The organism is Mesorhizobium kowhaii, assembly GCF_003253745.1.
Classification (GTDB): domain Bacteria; phylum Pseudomonadota; class Alphaproteobacteria; order Rhizobiales; family Rhizobiaceae; genus Mesorhizobium; species Mesorhizobium kowhaii.
Genome location: NZ_MZXV01000055.1, coordinates 66,469 through 86,042, shown reverse-complemented (window position 1 = coordinate 86,042; position 19,574 = coordinate 66,469). Strand labels below are relative to the sequence as shown.

20 protein-coding genes and 2 pseudogenes are annotated in these 19,574 nt (G+C 59.4%); 12 read left to right on the top strand and 10 right to left on the bottom strand.

Annotated features, from left to right (window positions below; all coding sequences use genetic code 11):
- Positions 1–258 precede the first annotated feature (258 nt).
- From B5V02_RS25225 to B5V02_RS25205, 5 genes are all read right to left on the bottom strand, one after another.
- Entirely contained in the window at positions 259–1,512 is a 1,254-nt protein-coding gene (locus B5V02_RS25225) for an adenylate/guanylate cyclase domain-containing protein (RefSeq protein ID WP_111546771.1), read from the bottom strand.
- The gene (locus B5V02_RS25220; RefSeq protein ID WP_111546770.1) at positions 1,509–1,898 is read right to left on the bottom strand and encodes a response regulator; all 390 of its coding nucleotides are present in this window, start codon (positions 1,896–1,898) and stop codon (positions 1,509–1,511) included. The genes B5V02_RS25225 and B5V02_RS25220 overlap by 4 nt, the downstream gene beginning before the upstream one ends.
- On the bottom strand, positions 1,895–6,541 hold the full coding sequence (locus B5V02_RS25215; protein ID WP_111546769.1) for a GAF domain-containing protein: 4,647 nt from the start codon (positions 6,539–6,541) through the stop codon (positions 1,895–1,897). The genes B5V02_RS25220 and B5V02_RS25215 overlap by 4 nt, the downstream gene beginning before the upstream one ends.
- 539 nt (positions 6,542–7,080) lie before the next feature.
- Positions 7,081–7,374: a pyrroline-5-carboxylate reductase dimerization domain-containing protein gene (locus tag B5V02_RS25210; protein WP_111546768.1), complete on the bottom strand. Its 294-nt coding sequence runs from the start codon at positions 7,372–7,374 to the stop codon at positions 7,081–7,083.
- Positions 7,349–7,867 carry an NAD(P)-binding domain-containing protein gene (locus B5V02_RS25205; protein WP_111546767.1) on the bottom strand — a complete coding sequence of 173 codons (519 nt, stop codon included), beginning with the start codon at positions 7,865–7,867 and terminating at the stop codon, positions 7,349–7,351. The genes B5V02_RS25210 and B5V02_RS25205 overlap by 26 nt, the downstream gene beginning before the upstream one ends.
- 347 nt (positions 7,868–8,214) lie before the next feature.
- Here B5V02_RS25205 and B5V02_RS25200 point away from each other — a divergent pair, with 347 nt between their 5' ends.
- Positions 8,215–8,697, top strand: a complete 483-nt coding sequence (locus B5V02_RS25200; RefSeq protein ID WP_146606150.1) for a hypothetical protein — start codon at positions 8,215–8,217, stop codon at positions 8,695–8,697.
- Between the two features lie 522 nt (positions 8,698–9,219).
- On the opposite strand, the gene B5V02_RS25195 is transcribed toward B5V02_RS25200, so the two are convergent.
- From B5V02_RS25195 to B5V02_RS41895, 3 genes and pseudogenes are all read right to left on the bottom strand, one after another.
- Positions 9,220–11,109 carry an adenylate/guanylate cyclase domain-containing protein gene (locus B5V02_RS25195; RefSeq protein ID WP_111546765.1) on the bottom strand — a complete coding sequence of 630 codons (1,890 nt, stop codon included), beginning with the start codon at positions 11,107–11,109 and terminating at the stop codon, positions 9,220–9,222.
- Positions 11,110–11,349: 240 nt separating this feature from the next.
- The gene (locus B5V02_RS25190; protein ID WP_111546764.1) at positions 11,350–11,757 is read right to left on the bottom strand and encodes a heme-copper oxidase family protein; all 408 of its coding nucleotides are present in this window, start codon (positions 11,755–11,757) and stop codon (positions 11,350–11,352) included.
- Positions 11,758–11,833: 76 nt separating this feature from the next.
- A pseudogene (locus tag B5V02_RS41895) lies at positions 11,834–12,073 on the bottom strand (DJ-1/PfpI family protein); the annotation flags it as partial.
- A 352-nt stretch (positions 12,074–12,425) separates the two neighbouring features.
- Here B5V02_RS41895 and B5V02_RS40805 point away from each other — a divergent pair.
- From B5V02_RS40805 to B5V02_RS25130, 11 genes are all read left to right on the top strand, one after another.
- Positions 12,426–12,593 (top strand): hypothetical protein, encoded by a 168-nt coding sequence (locus B5V02_RS40805; protein WP_167458658.1) that lies wholly within the window; start codon positions 12,426–12,428, stop codon positions 12,591–12,593.
- Positions 12,594–13,251: 658 nt separating this feature from the next.
- Positions 13,252–13,473: a DUF768 domain-containing protein gene (locus tag B5V02_RS25175; RefSeq protein WP_111546762.1), complete on the top strand. Its 222-nt coding sequence runs from the start codon at positions 13,252–13,254 to the stop codon at positions 13,471–13,473.
- Between the two features lie 59 nt (positions 13,474–13,532).
- Positions 13,533–13,760, top strand: coding sequence for a hypothetical protein (locus B5V02_RS25170; protein ID WP_111546761.1), 228 nt, complete (start codon positions 13,533–13,535; stop codon positions 13,758–13,760).
- Positions 13,709–14,335 (top strand): ATP-dependent DNA ligase, encoded by a 627-nt coding sequence (locus B5V02_RS25165; RefSeq protein ID WP_342633881.1) that lies wholly within the window; start codon positions 13,709–13,711, stop codon positions 14,333–14,335. The genes B5V02_RS25170 and B5V02_RS25165 overlap by 52 nt, the downstream gene beginning before the upstream one ends.
- Positions 14,319–14,549: a hypothetical protein gene (locus B5V02_RS25160; RefSeq protein WP_245446176.1), complete on the top strand. Its 231-nt coding sequence runs from the start codon at positions 14,319–14,321 to the stop codon at positions 14,547–14,549. The genes B5V02_RS25165 and B5V02_RS25160 overlap by 17 nt, the downstream gene beginning before the upstream one ends.
- A gap of 58 nt (positions 14,550–14,607) precedes the next feature.
- A complete protein-coding gene (locus B5V02_RS25155) occupies positions 14,608–14,829 on the top strand; it encodes a hypothetical protein (RefSeq protein ID WP_111542766.1) in 222 nt (73 codons plus the stop codon).
- Positions 14,830–14,961: 132 nt separating this feature from the next.
- Positions 14,962–15,195: a hypothetical protein gene (locus tag B5V02_RS25150; protein WP_111546759.1), complete on the top strand. Its 234-nt coding sequence runs from the start codon at positions 14,962–14,964 to the stop codon at positions 15,193–15,195.
- A 248-nt stretch (positions 15,196–15,443) separates the two neighbouring features.
- A complete protein-coding gene (locus B5V02_RS25145; RefSeq protein WP_111546821.1) occupies positions 15,444–15,722 on the top strand; it encodes an exopolysaccharide production repressor protein in 279 nt (92 codons plus the stop codon).
- A gap of 154 nt (positions 15,723–15,876) precedes the next feature.
- On the top strand, positions 15,877–16,986 hold the full coding sequence (locus B5V02_RS25140) for an alpha/beta hydrolase family protein (RefSeq protein ID WP_146606149.1): 1,110 nt from the start codon (positions 15,877–15,879) through the stop codon (positions 16,984–16,986).
- A 195-nt stretch (positions 16,987–17,181) separates the two neighbouring features.
- Positions 17,182–17,484, top strand: coding sequence for a YdhR family protein (locus B5V02_RS25135; protein WP_111546757.1), 303 nt, complete (start codon positions 17,182–17,184; stop codon positions 17,482–17,484).
- A 166-nt stretch (positions 17,485–17,650) separates the two neighbouring features.
- Entirely contained in the window at positions 17,651–18,085 is a 435-nt protein-coding gene (locus B5V02_RS25130) for a thermonuclease family protein (protein ID WP_167458657.1), read from the top strand.
- Positions 18,086–18,127: 42 nt separating this feature from the next.
- Here the strand turns inward: B5V02_RS25130 and B5V02_RS40195 are convergent, their stop codons facing one another.
- Both B5V02_RS40195 and B5V02_RS25125 read right to left on the bottom strand, forming a co-directional pair.
- On the bottom strand, positions 18,128–18,391 hold the full coding sequence (locus B5V02_RS40195; protein ID WP_146606148.1) for a hypothetical protein: 264 nt from the start codon (positions 18,389–18,391) through the stop codon (positions 18,128–18,130).
- Between the two features lie 89 nt (positions 18,392–18,480).
- Positions 18,481–18,924, bottom strand: a pseudogene (locus B5V02_RS25125) (Ros/MucR family transcriptional regulator).
- Positions 18,925–19,574: the final 650 nt, after the last annotated feature.

The following is a 19,574-nucleotide window of genomic DNA, read 5'->3' as shown; positions in this document are numbered from 1 at the left end:
CGTGGCCAAGGCCGGATATCTTTTAGAGATTGAGGCGCGCGGCGAACTCGACCTCGCAGAGCATATGCCGGCTGTTCTCCGATCGACGATGTGGAAGGAGTGAGACGATCGGCGCGCAGAAGGTCAGCTGCGGAAGGTCAGCTAATGAATGTCTGGTGCGCGCCCCTTGTCGGCCGTTGAGGGCACCTTTGCCACCTCGTGAAAGCAGACATTGACGGCGACGAGGCTTGACGGTCGCGGTCGCGACAGGCGCAAAGATCAGTCGAGGCTGATCCGCGTTCCCTTGGCGCCGTTGAGCAGCCGCTTGAGATGGAAGCTGGCGAGCTGGTCGTCCGGGCATTTGCCGATCAGCGCGGCGAAAGCCGTAAGCGCGTTTGCATCGCCGGCCTCCAATCTGCCGAAGGCTTCGAGATAGCTCGCCGTCGAAGGATCATCATACTGCTTTGACGACAAAGGCTCGAACGCGCGCAGCGCCTCGGCCCTGCCGCGCAGCATCAGATCGCCGACCGGCCGTCCGCGGAAGCCGTCGACCCTTGCAGCCGCGCTCCCGCTGACGCAGATACGCGTGCCCAGCTGCTTGTTGGCGCTTTCCAGCCGCGCCGCGATATTGATGGTGTCGCCATAGGCCGTGTAGTCGAAGAAGCGGCCTCCGCCGAAATTTCCGACCAGCGCCGGACCTGCATGGACGCCGATGCGCGTCGTACCGACCGCGACGCCCTTGTCGCGCCAGCTATCGCGGAACGATTGCGACAGCGCGTCGAGCTCGAGCGCGCACGCAACCGCGCGCGCCGCATGGTCCTGCTGCTCGCCAGGCGCGCCGAACAGCACATGCAGCGCATCGCCGACGATCTTGGCGACGGTGCCTTCATGCGCGAACACGACGTCGGTCATGCCGGCCAAATAGTCATTGAGGAGCGCGCCTAGCGTGGCAGGGTCGATCGTTTCCACCAGCGTGGTGAAGCTGGTAATGTCGGTGAACAGCGAGGCGACCTCGCGCCACTGCCCGGCTAGCGCCAACCCGTCGGCGTCGCCAGCCAGCCGCTCGGCCAGATTGGGCGAGAAGTAGCGCGACAGCGATGCATGCGCGCGCTCCGCGACCGCTTGCCGCCGATGCGCCTCGTGCAGCACCTCGCGATGCTTCAAGGTCTTGGCGATCGTGGTCTCCAGGTCGGCAAAGTCGATCGGCTTAGTGATGAAGTCGAAGGCGCCGCGGTTCATCGCAGTGCGGATGTTGGCCATGTCACCGTAAGCGGAGACGATGACCGTCGAAAGCTGCTGCCCCTCGGCCTGCTGCAGCTTCTCCAGCAGCGACAGGCCGTCCATACGGGGCATGTTGATGTCGCACAGCACCATGTCGATGTCGCTGTTGCCGTCGATGACGGACAGGGCGTCCACACCATCGCTGGCAAACAGGAAAATGACCGCGCCGTCGCGGATCTGACGCCGGAACTTCTGGACGATCAAGACCTCAAGGTCGGGCTCGTCGTCGACCACAAGGATGCGCGCCGTCACGCCACCATTCCCAGCCGCGTTTCGATCTGTTGCCTGAGCGCCGCAAAGTCGATCGGCTTGGTCAGCAGCGCTTCGGCGCCGTTCTCCAACGCCTTGCGCTTGGTTTCGGCGTCGCCATAGGCGGTGATCATGATGACCGGGACGTCGGGCCGCTGCACCTTGATCTTCGGCAGCAGCTCGAGCCCGCTCATGCCGGGCATGTTGATGTCGGACAGCACCAGGATCAGTGTCACCCCTTCGGCGTGGTCGATCTGCTCCAACGCATCCACCGCCGATTGCGCGAACTCCATGGTGAAGCGGCTGGCTCGGATGTCGCGGCGGAACTGCTGGCGAAACAGCGGCTCGACGTCGGGCTCGTCGTCGACGACCAGGATGAGGAGGCTCATACTTCACCTCCCGATTTTGCGAGCGAGGCCGCAGCGCGCGGCAGCACAATCCGGAACTCGGTGAACTCGCCTGGCTGGCTGTCGACGTCGATCGTGCCGGCATGCTGTTTGACGACGATGTCGTGGCTGAGCGACAGGCCGAGCCCAGTGCCCTCGCCGGCTGGCTTGGTCGTGAAGAATGGATTGAACATCTTCTCCTTCACCTCTGGCGGAATGCCGGTGCCGTTGTCGCGGATCCTGATTTCGACACAGTCGCCGAGACTCCTGGTGGTAGCGGAGAGCGTCGGCTCATAGCCCGCGCCATTCGCCGCGGCGCTGCGCTTGGCCGTTGCATAAAAGCCGTTGGAGATGAGGTTGAGAAGCACCCGCGTGATCTCCTGCGGGTAGAGATCGACATCCCCCGCCTGCGGGTCGAAATTCCGCGTCAGCGTGACGTTGAATCCCGGCTTTTCGGCGCGCGCCCCGTGATAGGCAAGGTTCAGGCTCTCCTCCACGACGGCATTAATGTCGATCGGACGATGCTCTCCTGAGCCCGCGCGCGAATGCAGCAGCATGTTCCTGACGATGGAATCGGCCCGCTTGCCGTGCTGGACCACCTTGTCGAGATTGCTCTTGAGCATGCCTGTCAGCTCGGCGACCTCTTCGCGCACGGATGCCTCCAAAGGCGCTCCGGCCAGCACACTGCTCAAATCATCGATGAGTTCGCCGGAGAGCGCTGAGAAGTTGTTGATGAAGTTGAGCGGGTTCTTGATCTCGTGGGCGATACCGGCGGTCAACTGGCCGAGTGAGGCGAGCTTCTCCGTTTGCACGAGGCGGTCCTGCGCGGTCCTCAGATCTTCGAGCGAGCGTGACAATTCGCGGGTACGCGCCTGCACCTCGTCAAACAGCCGGACGTTCTCGATCGCTATGCCGGACTGGTCGGCAAACGTCTCGACGAGCTCGATCTGCCTCGGCGTGAAGTCCCGCACCTGTGACCGCGTCAGCGCGAACACGCCTACCGGCGCGCCTTCGCGCAAGATCGGAACGCATAGAATGGTCCGGTAGCCGCCGAGCTTCTGAAGCTGCGTTGCCCCGTAGTCCGGGTCGGCGAGCACGTCCGAAACGTGGACGGCGCGGGCTTCGAGGGCCACCCTTCCGGTGACGCTGTCGCGACTGGCGGCGAAGGGATTGGCTTTGGCGAAAACCGCGGCTTCAGGCAAATTGCCGTACTCGGCCGACCACCGGTAGAGATCGCCGTCGCGCTTGAAGATGACGCTCGTGTCCGCGTCGCACAGCTTGGCCGCTGATTCCACCAGCGTGTCGAGAACCGGCTGCAGGTCGAACGTAGAGCGGCTGATCGCCTTCAGCACATCGGCCGTCGCCGTCTGCTGCTGCAGCGACTCGCTCAATTCCGCCGTGCGGGCCTGTACCTCGTCGAACAAGCGGACATTTTCGATGGCGATCACTGCTTGGTCGGCAAAGGTCTGCACGAGCTCACTCTGTCGTTCCGTGAACAGGCCGGCCTCAGTGCGGCCGATGAAGAACACTCCGTCTACCTTCCCATCCCTGAGCAATGGCACGCCGAGCGCTGCGCGGACCGTGCCGTGTTCGTCCAGGGTCGGGAAATCGTATTCAGGATCGGACAGCACATCCGGGTTGTTCTGAACGCGACCCGAAAGTGCGACCCGACCCGAGATGGTCTTGCGATCGAACGCAAGAAGCTGGTTCCTGATGATACTCGCTTCCTGCGGGTTGGCACCGACAGTAGCGCCGGCACGCAGCATGTCGCCCTCCCGCAAGTAAATCACGCATTGGCTGGCATCGCAGAGCTTTGCAGCCGAATCCACCAGTGTGTCGAGAACCGGCTGCAGGTCGAATGTGGAACGGCTGATCGCCTTCAGAACATCCGCCGTTGCCGTCTGTTGCCGCAGCGCCTCTCCAAGTTCGGCCGTCCGCGCCTGCACCTCGTCGAACAAGCGGACATTTTCGATGGCGATCACTGCCTGGTCGGCAAAGGTTTCGACAAGTTCGATCTGCCTTTCGGTGAAGGGCCGCACCGTCGAGCGGGTGAGCGAGAAAACGCCGATTGGAACCCCCTCGCGCAGCAGCGGCACGGCCAGCACCGTGCGGTAGCCGCCGAGCCGCTGTCCTTCCCACAGCGTGTAGTCGGCGTCAGCCAGCACGTCCGGAATCTGGACGGCCTTGCCTTCGAGCAGGACTCGGCCGACCCCGGTGCCGCGCCCCGGGACGTGCACAAAGCCGCTGAAATATTCCTCGAGCTCGGCCGGATAGCCGTAACTCGCAGCCTCGACGAATTTGCCGTCCGTCTCACGCACGATCGAGGCGTTGTCCGCTTCGCACAGCCGGGTCACCGATTCGGCCAGAGCGTCGAGCACTGCCCGTAGGTCGAACGTCGAGCGGCTGATCGCCTTCAGGACGTCGGCCGTCGCCGTCTGCTGCTGTAATGCTTCGCCAAGCTCGGCGGTGCGCGCCTGCACCTCCTCGAAGAGCCGCACATTGCCGATTGCGATGACGGCCTGGTTGGCGAAAGTTTTGAGGAGGCCGATTTGGTTGTCGCTAAAGGGCCGCGCCTCGATGCGCCGGATCATAAGCGCTCCGATTGCTTTTCCTTCCTGCAACAGCGGAGTGGCGAGAATCGCGCGAAAACCAAGAAGTTGAGCCATCATTCGGCCAGTTGCAAACTCCTCTCCAGCGATGGTCAAGTCGTGAACGTGGACCGGCACCCGATCCAATACGGCGCGGCCGGTAACGATGTCGCGCGCGACCGGCAAGCCAGTGCCGTCAATCGGAATCGGTCCGTGATGCGCTCCCACAGCCAGCCTGTCGGAGCGCAGCAGATAGATCGTTGCGTCATAGGCGTCGCAGAGCCGAGCGGCTCTTTCAGCGACGGCGTCCAGCACAGGCTGAATGTCCGTAGGAGACCCGGCGATCACTTGCAAAATCGCGCCGGTGGCCATCTGCTGTTCCAGCGACTCGGCTAGGTCGCGGTTGCGGGACTCCACCTCTTCGAACAGCCGCACGTTCTCGATCGCGATGACCGCCTGATCCGAAAATGTCTGCACCAGTTCGATTTCGCGCGTACTGAACGGCGAGACCGACGAGCGGGCGAGGACGAAGACGCCGGTCACGGCGCCGTCACGCATCAGCGGAACGCCCAGCAGGGTGCGGAAGCCGCCGAGCCGTTGGCCTTCGATGTTGGTATACTCCGGATCGTCGAGAACGTCGGCAATCTGCTCTACGGACCCGCTCTGGGCAACGCGGGCGGCGATGCTGCCCCGGCCCGGCGTGACCGGGAGGTTGTTCATGTGGTCCTGGAATTCTTGGCTCCATCCGATCTGTACCGTCGGCTGCAACACGTCGCCCTGGCGCAGATAGATGTAGCCCATCCCGGAATGACAGAGGTCGGACGCGGACTTCACAAGCGTATGCAGCACGGAATCGAGATCGAACACCGAACTGCTGATCGTCTTCAACACTTCGGCCGTCGCCGTCTGCTGATCCAGCGACTCGGCCAGTTCACGATTGTGCCCCTCGACTTTCTCGATCAGCCGGGCATTCTCGATGGCGATCACGGCCTGGTCGGCGAAGCTCTCGACCAGTTCGACTTGACGCGGTGAAAATAGCCCGATCGTCCGCCGCGCCATGCCGAATACGCCGATGGTCTCCTGACCCCGCTTCAGCGGAACAGAAAGTACTCCGCGGAAACTGCCCATGACTGCCGCTTCCGGCCTTTCGTATTCCGGGTCTTCAAGCGCGTCCGCCACGTGGATCGTCAATCCCTCCAGCGCGGCGCGGCCCTGGAACGTCCCTCGTCCCACGACATGCGGGTTGGCTCGTTCGTATGCATGCAGCTCAGCAGCTTGCCCGCCGCCTGCCATGAACCGCAACGTATCGCCAACGCGCAACGTGATTGCGCCCATGTCCGCCCCGGCCAGGCGTATTGCCGAGTCGACCAGCGTCTGCAGTACCGGTTGGAGATCGAAGGCCGACCGGCTGATTGCCTTGAGCACATCGGCGGTCGCGGTCTGCTGCTCCAGCGCCTCGCCGAGATCCCGGGTGCGCGCCTGCACCTCGTCGAACAGGCGCACATTCTCGATGGCGATGACCGCCTGGTCGGCGAAAATCTTGAGCAGCTTGATCTGCTTCTCGCTGAAAGGCTTGACCTCTATGCGCCTGATGACGAGCGCGCCGATCGCCTCGGTGTCACGCATGAGAGGTGTTGCGAGCATCGTGCGGTGGCCAAGCCTTTCGGCAAGTGTTTGGCTGACAGGAAACTCCGCACCTGCAACCGCTATGTCGTTGACATGCACAGTCTTGCAGTCGGCGAAGGCGCGACCGCAGACCCAATCGCGTGCGATCGGCATCGGTTCGAAGTCGAAGGCGATGGGGCCGTAGTGCGCTTTGGGGAATAGTGTCCCGTCTCGCGCTAGGAAAATGCCGGCGTCGTAGGTGTCGCAAAAGCGCGCAGCACTCTCCGCCACGACCTGCAGGACGGGTTGGATGTCGGTCGGCGATGCGGCGATCACCCTGAGGATCGCACTCGTCGCATTCTGCTGTTCAAGGAGATTGGCGACCTCCGCGGAGCGTACCTGATTTTCTTCGCGCGCCGCTGTCAACTCGGATCGGAGCGAGCTGATCGTCATCTCAGAGTCGGAGTCGAGCCCTCCCACTGGGTGCTCCTGTTTTTCTCTGCTCAGTGTCGGCTTTGGCCAGCCCAGCGTCAAGTTTGGTGACCTGCAACGTCCGTTCGTCACGCAGCGCGGCCGCTTTGGTGATGCACCTGAGCGCCGGCTTTCGGAGCTATTGCAGATAGGGAATACGTCCGAGATGGGGTCGTAGGCGGAGTGTCCGCTTCTTCGCACCTTGACCTAAAACCAGTCGGTCAGCTTCCGGCCCTCAGCGGCCTTTCCGCGCCTCGATCATCGCTCGCCGTTTAATAGCCACATGTCAGCAGGATCGATCAGCCGGCTTCCGCGACGGGGATCGCCTCGATGAGGCCGATAATGGCGGAGTAGAATCGTTTCAGATCGTCGATGCGTTGCCCACCACCCATTTGCGGATCACAGCCTGACAAAGCGACAGTCGTCCACATTGATCGGGAGCGAACTGTCGCGAATCCTGAATTCCGAGACGCCGCAAAAGTCTGCTCCAGGACCCTATCCGCAGCCTGATTACAGACAAGTCACTGCTCTCGCTTCACCTTTCCTTGCATGCGCTCCAGGGCGACAGTCAACGCGTTCGTCAGCGCAGTCGTGCCGCCGGCCTTCTGAAAATCCGCGAAGAGCTGCTCATTCAAACCGCCCTTTGTTGAGAACTCGGTTCTCAGTTCCGAAAAGGAGGAATGCGGTGACGACGATGTTGCATGGGCGAGGCCTGCAAACAATTGCCGTAGATATGCATGAGCCTGAGCGGATGGAACGCCGTTCCCGGTCAGCCACAACTCAGCATTCTCAAGAATGCCAAAATAGGTGCCCATGAGAGCACCGCTTGGTTGTCAGCACCTCATATTCTTGCAGGTCGGTGACGGCAACAGCGGTGCCAAGCTCGGCGAAGACCGCGGAAATCGTTTCGTCCGACGGATAGAATGCCGTCGCGCCCATCCCCTGCGCCACAAAAGGAAGTGGCACCGCTCGCGTGAGCTTCGCCGGCACCCCAATCCATTCGGAAATTGTCTCGATGGAAAACACCGGGATGAAGCTGACGATATGTTGCTCTGGCCGGAAGCGGATTTCTTTGATGATCGCCTCCGCAACCTGGGATCTGACGGCCAAAAACACGACTTGAGATGTGTCCACGACATCCTGGTTGTCACGTCCAATGGAGACGCGCGAATAGCGTTCGGCGAGTTTGGCCGCAGTTTCGGAATTGCGGGGAGAGACAGTGATCTGCTCGATCTTGAGGTCTGACTGCATCAAACCTGCGATGACAGCTGACGAAATTGTGCCTGTGCCAACAAACCCAAGCCTCATGACACGACCTTTCAAATTGATTTAATCGCTCGAATATAAGCTAAGCGATCCGTTTCGGTTTGCAGAGCGATCTTGCCCGTTATCGCCGAAATCCTGACTTTTTGACGCTCTGACCCTTCCCTTGAAATCCCACAGGCTATGCTCCTAGGCGAGCCGCAACAAGCGGTATGCAGGACGCAGGTGTGTGGTTATGAACGGCGCGAGGTCCGGGGGGCCGGTTTCTGGCCAGAAGATGCCATTCGCAAGCGACAGGTCGAGGGTCAGCTTGTGGTGCTTTACCCGCCGTTCTGGGCCGCGATCATGACGCGCCGTTTAATATGCCACAATGTCAGCATGAGTCGCCGTGAATGAAACGTATCCAGCTAAAGCCCAATTCTCATAGTCAGTGCAACGCATGGGAAAGGCATTCATGCGATCTTCGATGCATGAAGACTAGGGCTTTTCTCACCGCCATTTTCGCTGCTATTGCGGGTGCGGCCGTTTGCTCGCCTGCGTTCGGGCAAGACCAGGAGACGTGGCGATACAACGTAGAAAACGGCCGATATTCCGCAAATCGGCAATCGATTTCACCTGGGGTGCATTCTCTGACCGGGCGAATCCAGTTTCACAGCGGACAGTTCGGTGACCACTGGAGTCCTGTGGCGCACATTGCGTTCACCGACTCCAAGCTCCCGACGAACGCCGACTGTTTTTGCAACGGTGTTCGTGCGTCGATCTATCCGGACGAGCCAGACACAGTGAAATTCTTCATGATATTTAACGGCAAGTCAGAGCTGATCGCACAAGCAGCTGTAGGGAGGGCGATCACCCTTCAGCTTGGCGATCGATGACGCGGGCGTCCTCACCGTAGTGATCGGCAAGACCAATCCCGTCAAGGGCACGGCGGAGGTGCTGCATCCTCAGCGCGACATGGTACACATGGACTGTTCGAGCGGGGATGTCAGCTTTCTGAATGTGCAACCTGGGTAATTCGACAGGCCAGCTTTCTCGTACTATCCGCTTGGGAAGAGACTGCCGATATTGGCCCCATCCACGTCATTTCATCACCGCGTCAGGGATGACCGCTGGTGTCGTTTTACGGGCCTTCCGACCCTCGATCATGGCGCCGTTTAATTAGCCACAACGTCAGCATCGATCGTCCGCCGGAAAGAGTCACCTTTGACTCGTATTTTTCAGTGTAGCTCTTTGACGGAACGGCAGCTTTGCGCCGCATGACAGTCATTCCCACGGCTCCGTCCATTAACCAAAAGCGGACGTTGCTATTGCAGAGGCAGCGGCAGCTTTGCGCCAAAGAGAGACGTTCGAGCCGACGGCGACACAGCGTTTCGGAAAGAGTAGCGATTAAGTAGATTTCAGGCGTGTTCGCCTGCCTGCTCGGTTCGCGCCGCTGCCAGCCTTGCTTCTCCAGTTGCAATCAGGGCTTGGAAGCGCGAATGACCGTGAAGCGGAATCAGATCGCTGTCCTGTTTCACCCACAGAATGAGCTCGGCCGACATCCTCGGAAGACAAGACGCCAAGTGATCAACAGCTTGGTCCGGCTCGTTCATGTAAACGAAAGCACACGCTATATTGTACTGATCCGACGGATCGTCGGGTTCAATGGTCAGGCCGCGCGACGCCCATTCTCTGGCGCGCTCTTTCTCTCCCAACAGAGCCAATGCAACAGCCCCCCGTATCATTGCATTGGCATTGTCCGGTCGAAGCGAGATTTCCCTCTCGATACGCTCCAGCTCCAGGCGCGCGGAAGACCTGGCCTCATCGTGTCGACCAAGTGAATTGTAACTTTGGCAAATTAAGCCCGGAGAAAGGTAGTCCGTATCGAGGAGCTGTGTCGCACACTCCATATGTACTATCGCTTCCTCATGACGGCCGAGCAATTGGCAGGTCAAGCCGAAACTGTGCCGCACGTCATTCGAGTCAGGCTCGAGGCGGAGCGATTCCTCATGTGCGGCGAGAGCTTCGTTCACGCGGCCAAGCTTCGCCAATGCCCGTCCCTTGGCCGCGTAAGCCTCAGCCAAACCTGAATCGAGCGCGAGGGCTCTTTCGGCCGCGGATAGGCCAGTCTCTTCCGACCTTCCAGTCATATTCAGCATGGCTTGGCATAGGGCAACCAATCCCCAGGCTCGGGCATAGTTGGGATCGACATCCAGTGCGCGATGGCAGAACCGGATGGCTATCTGCAGATTTCTTGTGCTGCGCTGCCTCTGATAATAACGGGCTAAGAGATAGAGCTTGTAGGCTTCCGGATTGTGGGTCGAGCGGGTTTCGATCGCCTCCTTTTCCTCCGGGAGCAGTTTGCCCTTCAGCGCCGCCACGATTGAGTGCGAGATATCATCCTGCAGCGCGAAGATGTCTTTCAGGTCGCGGTCGTAGCGCTCTGCCCAGACATGATCGCCTACTTTACCATCAATCAGCTGTGCGCTGATCCGTACGCGGCCTTCCGCATTGCGCACGCTGCCCTCTAGGACGTGACTGACGTTCAACTGTCCGGCTATCTTTGACACGTCCACTGCCTTGCCCTTGAACGCGAAGACTGTGTTCCGCGCGGTGACCGAAACAGCAGAAACCTTCGAAAGATCGGTGATGATGTCTTCGGTAATGCCGTCGCTGAAGTATTCCTGCTCGGGATCGCCGCTAAGATTTGTGAAGGGCAGCACGGCGATGGAAATTTTTGAAGGTCGGTCGGTCCGGCGTGGAGCACCGGCGACAGCGGCTGCTCTCGAGACCTTATATATCCGCACCGGCTCCGCTATGTTCTTGAGGCTGTGTTCGCCAAGGTCCTCGAATCCGACCTGGACCTTGCCGCGAACATGATTGAACACCGTCTCGGATACGAAAACGGTGCCGGGTTCTGCCGACGCCTGGAGCCGAGCGGCAATATTGACGCCGTCTCCATAGAGGTCACTTCCCTCCACCAATACATCACCGAGATTGACACCGACGCGCAGTACGATTCGACGATCTTCCGGTAAACCGTCGCTGGCGCTCGCCATTGCCTGCTGCAGTTCGACGGCGCAGGCGACAGCGTTGACGGCACTCGCGAACTCGACCAGCACCCCGTCGCCCATCACTTTGACAATTCTGCCCTGATGCTGCCTGACGAGTGGACCTAGTATCTCGCCTCGCCGCACCTTGAGACTCGCCAGTGTGCCGGCCTCGTCCACTTGCATAAGGCGGCTATAGCCGACCACGTCGGCGGCAAGGATGGCGGCAAGGCGCCGCTGCACGCGCTCTTCGGCCATTTGCACCTGACTGCATCCAAGGGACACCGAAAAAGCAAATGTACGTGCGACACTTGCGGGAGTCTATCGGCCGACCTTCCGCCCAGGGTCAGCTTCAGACCTTGGTCCCACTGGGCTGAACGTCCGCTATCGTTCTTCGGACGCCAAAAGCCGCCATTCCGCTGTCGGCCCAAATACGGTCATTCCCTGGCGTATGCTGAGATGGCCGCTCCGGCGCCCGCTGCTTTTCAACTGTAGATTTCAGCGTGTGGCTGGCGACAGATCCGACACTGTTCGCACTGTTCCGGTTGAGAAAACCACGAAAGCGAATACCAGCACAGCGGCAGCTACGATCAGCGAGCCGCCAGCGACGATCGGCTCAAGCGCCGTATTGCCTGCGAGCATCAGATACAGTGCTGGCAGCATCACCACCAACCCGATCGTATAGAGGCCGTAGTGGACCATCGCGATTTTCCGCGCTGCTTTTGTCGGGTTAAGGGCGTAGTAGCCGCCGAAGATTGCACTTGTGACCCATCCGAGCAGATTGATGTGTGCATGTGCCGGAAAGGCACTGTGGTCGCCCGAGATCGCCATTTGTAAGCCGGCGCCGATACCCAAAATGAGCCACACAATAGCTGTCTTAAAGAAGAGATCCGAAACCTTAGGCATGACACTTCTCCCCAAAAAACGCCGAATTCAAACGAGTTCGATATTAGGGGCTCCTAAAATGCTAATGCAATCAAAATCAAAGACGATCCACAAATGCGAAGTCAATTCCTGCCGAAACGCCACCCGACGTGAAGACATTGCCATCTCGCACGATGCGTCCCTTTTCGTGACTGGAGCCGACCAAGGGGAGCAGGTCGACATAGGCCCAATGCGTGGCAGCCCGACGCCCCTTCAGCAACCCGGCCGCACCAAGCAGAAAGGCGCTCGTGCAAACATAGGTTACATACTTTGCGCGCTTACCTTGGCGGCGAATGAAGTCGACCGTCTCGACGTCGGCGAGGGGCTTCCACGACGCCTCCGCGACCGGGCACGCAAATCAGGTCGAGTGGGGGACAGTTCTCGAAGGTGCAGGTCGGTAAGATGCCGAGGCCGCGGTCGCTCACAACCGGGAGCACTGTTTTTGCGATAACGTGGACTTTGGATTGGGCAAATTTGCTGGGAGCCGAGAGCGAAGGCGGCGTTCCCAGCCGGCTCAAAACCTCAAACGGACCGGTGAAGTCGAGTTGGTGATCCCCGGGAAGATCACGAAGCCGACGTTGAAATCAGCCATGCACGTTCTCCCCCCGCGCTCTCTGCCGAGGCGCGGGCTTTAACTGCCAGGGGAAGAGATGGCCGACAAGCCTGTGACAACCTACGTGGTGAGCGTATTAAAGAAGCCACATTGGCGCACTGTCCTGACCACCAAAGACAAGGCCAAAGCGCTGGCGATGGCGAAGGAGATCGGAGACAAAGTGCGAGTTGAAGAGACCACGCCGAAGGTGAAGAAGGGGCGCTGACCGTGACAAAATTAACCATGCAAACAATTAGATTATGAAGCGCGAAGACCCGCAAGGCGTGATCGGGAACTACGCCTGACTAGATGCGTTGCATGGAAATGCCTGCTCTTCCTGCAGGCGAGAGCGGGAGGTTTTCTATGGATCGGCGATCCTTCTTGACAGCAATGCTTGGCGTTGCAGGGGCAGCGGTCTTTGCAACCGCAGTTCGGCCTATCAACGCGGTGGCCGGCGTTCCAGGCGCCGGAAGCGGCATTCTCGATGAACTCGAGGCGCCAGAGGCCGAGACCTTCGACGACGAAGGTACTCCGGCAGAAGTGGAGCAGGTCTACTATCGGCGCTACCACCGCCGCTACTATCGCCGCTACTACCGCCGGGGTTGGAGAAGGGTCTGCCATAGCTATTGGCGACATGGTCGCCGGCGCGTCCGGTGCTACCGCAGGCGTGCTGGGGTCGTGTTTCGGTATTAGCACCTACCTGTGGGAGAGCTAGTGCCCATGGGCTGGGGCGGAGGAACCGTCGTCTCGCAAACGGGACGGCGGGGCCTTCGATCCATGACGGAATTGGATTAGCGGCCCGGCACCCCTTGTTGGGATGAGATGGGAGGCCGGGCCGTCTAAAATCGAACGGAACCTAACCCGGTCGGCGAAATTGTTTCGTCATGAGCGCGCGAGGCACCGATTTTCTGTACAAATGGATTTCCAACAACGTCCCCGAAACGGTCGGGTCTGATATGATCTCGGTTGCCGAACTCACTCAGAAGCTGTTCGCCGACGCCAAGGCGGTCGGCATCGGCAGCACCGAGATCGAGGAAGACACCAGCAGCGTCTACGAGGCGATCCTTGATGCCATCGTGCATCACGACGCCGGCTTAGCCGACTGAGCTGTGGCATCGCGATCCAGATCGCGGCTAGTCTTCCGTCAAAGACAGGAAGGGGTCGCATGCCGAGGGATATCTGGCCGCTGGCGTTCTTCTACGGCGGAGCGCAATTCGTCAACTTTATGGAGTTTGAGAGCCACTACACGTACACGGCAATTGCCGCTGCAGCGGGCTTCCACATGACGTTTATTGAAATCCGAAACCTGCAGATCAATTTGAGAATGGCCAACAGACGGCTCTGGTTCTTAGCAAACCCAGGCGAACCGCCCGCAGACAATCCGTTTCAATAGATGCATCCATTTCGCCTGACCGAGATCACCTATCCGCTGAAAATCGATACGATCTGCGCAACATGCCGCTGGAGGACCGCCGCGAGATCCTGCAGGGGTTGATCGAGCCTGGCGGCCGCATCCAATTTAGCGAGGCGCTGCCCGGCGACGCCAAGGCGATCTTCCACGTCATCGACCAAGCCGGACTCGAGGGGATGGTCTCGAAGCGGCGCGACAGCAGGTATCGCAGCGGCCCCTCTACCGCCTGGTGGAAGATCAAGTGCTACACGGTGAGCGAGCTCGAGCTGCTGGGCATCGAGCGCGAGGCAGGCAAGCCAGCATTCGCTCTCATGGCCGAGCCTGGCACGGGCAAATATGTCGGTTCGGCCTTCATCACTGCAAACCGTGCCATCCGGGAACGGTTATGGAAGCAGGTCCAGGATCACGCCGCGCCGGCGCCGAAGGGATCGAAGCGGCCGGCGACGCAATGGGTCAAGCCGGGCATCATTGGTCGCGTGAAGCACTTGCGCGGCGAGGAAGATTTGCGGCATGCCTCATTGCAGGATTTCCGGGAGGTAGATGATGGCTGTAGCTAAGAAGGACCAGGAGCGCATCACATACGCGTGGATGTACGGTGCTCAGGCTCGCAAGGACGGCAAGGAGCGCGCCGTGCCACAGTCTTGGGACGAATACGCCGACGCCTGGCTGCAGGGTTTTGATGGCGAGGCTCTCACCGGCGGCAAGACCAAGCCGGTAAGCGACCAACTGGAAGCGGAACTCGACGAAGCTGGGATCAGCAAACCAGTCTGAGTAGGTCGACTTGTCAACTTTCTCCTTCTGCGCAATATTTTTTGTGGGGAAGGGGACGATGCGCGAACTGCCACGCAACATCGATGCCGACGTGGTGCTGGCCATTGGCCGGATGCTCGACGACCATGCAAAGCTGGCGTCGGTCTCGCTCGCGGATTCGGTGCTGCAAATCCGCAAAGAGCACACAACCGCGCTCACCGACCTTGATATCGAGGAACTTGTGATCGAGATGGCCGCGTCTCGCGGGCTCGCTGTCCTACTTGACCGAACAGCAAAATAAGACGCGGAACCGAAGGGTTTTTTCACGCCATACAGCACCGGGCCGGTGGATAGGCGGACTGGAGAGCTTTACAAGCCCGCACTAGAATAGGACTATTGTCCTTGGGTGGGGCGACTTTCAAAAGGTGTCGCGATGGCTAGGACCAAACTCTCAAAGCAGCTCTCACAGGCAGAAATCGACCGGTTCCTGGTGGAAGCGGAACGGCTGCACAAGAGTATCGTGCAGCCGCTGTTGTCGCCAACCTCCGAACATTATCGAGCGCTCCAGGGCACGCACGAAGCGCTGCTAAGGTCGATCCCGGAGATCACCGGCAAGGATGCGCCGTTCATTACGTGGAACGGCACAGGGCCGGTGCGACCCGCCTAATGTTGGCTCGCGCTGGCGAAGCCCGTAGGCCCTAAAGTGCCCCGCAATGGGTCAATAGGCTTGGCACCGCAATTGCAATGACGGGTATGTGGGTTGGGGTGGGTCCCGTCGCTTCGCAAATGGGGCGGCGGGCCTCCTCGTGCTTGTCGACGAGCTGCTGCGCAAGCTCGGACTGTGATACTTGCGCGCTTGCTAAAATAATGGGATTTTGAAGGGGTCCGTTGGGGAACGGCAAGTGGGTTGGCGCGATGTATTTTCCGCAGTTTCTGGTGGGAATGCTGACGACGTCTGTCGTCGTCGCGGCTTGGGCCTATCTCGACACGGGGTCCATCTGGAAGGGTGTAGCCTGGGGTGTCATCGCCGCTGTTTTGTTGCAAGTCGGGTATTTCGCGCTTGTGTTTAGGCTTGTCTATGGGCGACAAAAAAACATCGAACAGCAGGCGGAGGAGATTACTCCCGGAAGCCAACAAACAGCCGGTCGGTCCGAGTCAGCTAATGTGCGGAGAGAGGCGATAAAGAAGGGCTGACGCTTAGGTCGGGCTTGACGGAACATTAGCGATCTCTAAAAATTCTCGCTTGCGGCCGGCTACGCAATGGGTCAAACCCGGCCTGATCAATGAAAGCAATTTGCGCCAAATTATCCGAAGGCCGACGATACGGAGCCGGCTAAGAGGTGAGAATATGGGCCGGTTGAGCCTTCGGTTGGCTGGGCTTGTCGTGTTGTGGCTAGTGGCCGGTCTTTCACCCGTGTTCGCCGCGGACTTCACGAAGCCAGGGCCATTTGCAGTCGGTCTCCAGAAGTTCACTATCCCCGACATTTCCGGCAAGCATCCCATGGCGACCATGGTCTGGTATCCCGCCGCCGGTCCCGCCCCCGATCCCAACGCCGCAATCTTGATGGTGTCGATGGATGCGCCTGCGGCAACAACCGGTCCCTATCCATTGGTGATCTTGATCCACGGGCTCGACGGTAACGGCTCTTTATACGGCACGTTGGGTCGACAACTCGCATCGTATGGTTTCGTCGTCGCTGCCGCGGACTATGATACTGGACTCGGCGGACCACTGGATGAAGGAGTTAGCCGGGAAGATGGGAGGGCGATCTGGCTGCTCTACGATCACCCTGCCAATGTGGTCCGGGTGATCGAATACACTGATTCATTGACCGCCCCGGGCGGCAAGCTGGCCGGGACAATCGACACCTCCCACATCGGTGTTTGGGGACATTCGAGCGGCGGAACCACTGTGTTCCAGGCGGGAGGCGCCCGGGTCAACTTCAGAGAACTCGATGCCTGGTGCGCCGTAAACAAAAAGGACCCATACGCCTCTGATACATGCCAATTCGTAGGCCACGAGCAATCGGTCGCGACGCACTATGGTGTCGCTGATCCGATTGCGGCGCCCATGCCGCCCATCTGGGATAGACGCGTAGCCGCTCTTGTCGCCGGAGCTCCGGACGAGCTGCATGCCTTTGGCGACACGGGCATTGCGGAGGTCAAGGTGCCGACGCTCATAATGTTCGCTTCCGACGATGCCGCGGTATCGCCTAAACACAACGCTCTGTGGGCGTATGACGAAATCAGCAGTCAAGACAAGGCGTTGGCCGTGTTCGATCGTGGCGGGCACATGATGTTCATGAACTCCTCGGAGCCAGCATTCAAGCAGGCGAACGCGCTGACCACCGCGTTCTTTCTCGACATCCTCAAGGGCCATCCCGCCGGCAGGCCAGCGCTGATGCCCGACGCCGTTTCATTTCCGGGGTTAAGCTATAAAACAACGCTCCAACCGTGAAGCGCTGCCATTTCCTACGCTGGTTAGCGTCCACAGTAGCGGCCCGACAGCCTTTCGGGGGTGACCAACAAGCCATCGGGCCTTACCGGCATTCTGTCACTGCCGGCTGGCAGCAACATTAGCCCTTTCTAATAGGATAGCTCGTGCTAATTTTATGGATTGACCGTGAATTCGGCCCAATAAGGGAGGAAAGACATGTTGGCCAAAATCCTGCAAATCAACTACAAGCTCAATGGGCCGAGGGCCGAGTATGAGAGAGAAAACCTGCCCTATGCTCAACCCATCGCGGACATACCTGGCCTGCGCTGGAAGGTCTGGATCATAAACGAGGCCCAAAGCGAAGCCGGCGGGATCTACCTATTCGACGATGACGCCGCAGTGCAAGCCTTCGTGGACGGGCCAATTATTGCGGAGATGAAAGGTGACCCGACGTTGAGCATCAAGGCGTTTGACGTGATCGCGGAACTCACGACCATCACACGTGGCCCGGTGAAGTAGTATTCTCGGAGGTTAGGAGGGCGCATGTGACAAGTTGAGATAACGGGACGAAACGCCTCCCGCTGTCGCGCGTGTGTAAGAGTCAGTTCAAGCCAATCAGGAGTAGTAGCAGGAGCGCGGATACGACGAGAATGCGCAATAATCACATTGCTCTGCCATGTGTAGGTTGACCCTCGCTCTCGCCTTCGTGCTCACCTGTGGCCCCGTGTCCGCAGCAGAGCACTGGTTTGCTCATGACGGCGACACGCTGTGGCATGACAAGAAACGAGTTCAGTTGCGCGGTATCGATGCCCCCGAACTTTCGCAGGCGTGTCTTGATGCCGCTGACAATATCTGGCCCTGCGGCAGGTATGCGCGTGACCACATTCGCCATCTCATTGCCACAGGGGATGTATCCTGCATCATCGAAGGCAAGGACCGCTATGACAACGATGTCGGCGTTTGCTTCGTGGGAGGCATCGATCTCGGACGCGACCTGGTGAAACACGGATTGGCGGTCGCCGACAAACAGGCCCCTCGATACCTTGCCGAAGAGCGCGAAGCCCGCATTGCCAAACGCAACTTGTGGGCAGGGAACTTTGTCGATCCCGGCGTAATATAGACGGGGTGGACGCTGATAGGTGAGTACCAAACCTACAGGGGGCTATATCGCGTCTGCAGGCGCGAAAAAGCAGTTTTGATCTTCCTCGGTCGGATGCAGGCAGATGTGGAAGTTGTCGTCGCCGGACGGAATGACACTGTCGTAGGGGACGAAGTACCGGTTTTGGTGGGTGACTTTCTGATGGTCGCCTGGCCGCAAGATGATCACGTAACCGTCGGGTCGCGGTGTTACGGTTATGCTGGGAATCTTACCGGCGCTGTGCGCAAACGCAGAAACATCCTCAATCGCTGCAGCCGTGGCGATCACGCCCGCCGACGCATTTCCTCTATTTCCGCAGCCTCAGCCGGCGCCGCCGCTCTCAAGCTCTTCGGCGGTGGAAAGACGTGTCACTTCGCCTACCGCGTCGCAGGCGCCTTCTTGGCTGGCGTGTCCGGCGCAGCCTTGCGACCTAAACCACTTGCCTTTGCCAGGGCAGACCGTGTCGCGGCGTAGTTTGGCGCCACCATCGGATAGTCGGAAGGCAGGCTCCATTTAGCGCGATATTCTTTTGGCGTCATGCCAAGCAAACCAAGGTGGCGTTTCATCGATTTGAACTTGCGGCCGTCTTCCAAGCTCACGATGTAGTCGGGAAACACGGACTTCTTAGGGTTGACCGCTGGGATTTGCGGATCGGCTAGCCCTGCCACTGGCTGGCTGAGGCCGGACATTGCCCGGTGAACCGAGGCTATCAGTTCCGGCAGACTTGCGGCTGGAATTGGGTTGTTGCTGACAAATGCCGATACAATTTCGACGGTTAGTTCTGCTAACTAAGCGGCGCGATGGTCGGCTTCGTCGGTCATATGCTGGCCCCTTCGTTTATCTGATCAATGTCTTATTAGGGTGCTCTTAAGTGCGCAACCTGACGCCCGGCCTGCCATGGTTCAGGAACTCGATGCCGGCCTCATCGAGGGGCCGCCGTTTTAAAACGGGGTCTATCGAAGGATTGTTTTCGATGATTGCCCCGTTCAAGACCATGATATCAGACGCCCCCCGACATATCCAAGGCAATACATCCATTCGACAGTGGCCATTTCAGCGTTACATTGATCCAATAGGCTTTGGACGTTGGGCTGTTCTGCCGAAGCGTTTGATGAAAACAGCCCTGCAGCGATCAAAGCCCAACTAGTTTCATTTCCCCCTCAGTTTTCGTGCGCGAAGGCAGCACGCGATTGAGCCCTAGGGTCAAAACCCAATCAATCGGAACGACCGAGTTCGACCATTGCGGAAGCTCGTTCGCGCTCGGCCGAATTCACGCCCATCACCCTTTCCAGGCGCCCACTGAGGTGAGCTCGAACGTCTCGAAGAGGTATCCCGAAGCCGCCATTTGGCGTTCAACCAAACAATCAGTTTGCCCGCGTTTTGGAAACTGCGAGGGTTCCACCTGAGCATCTTGCTGGCTGAGAGCTTTGCCCTCGCCACGAACGCCGATAAGGCGTATCGTTGCTCATCG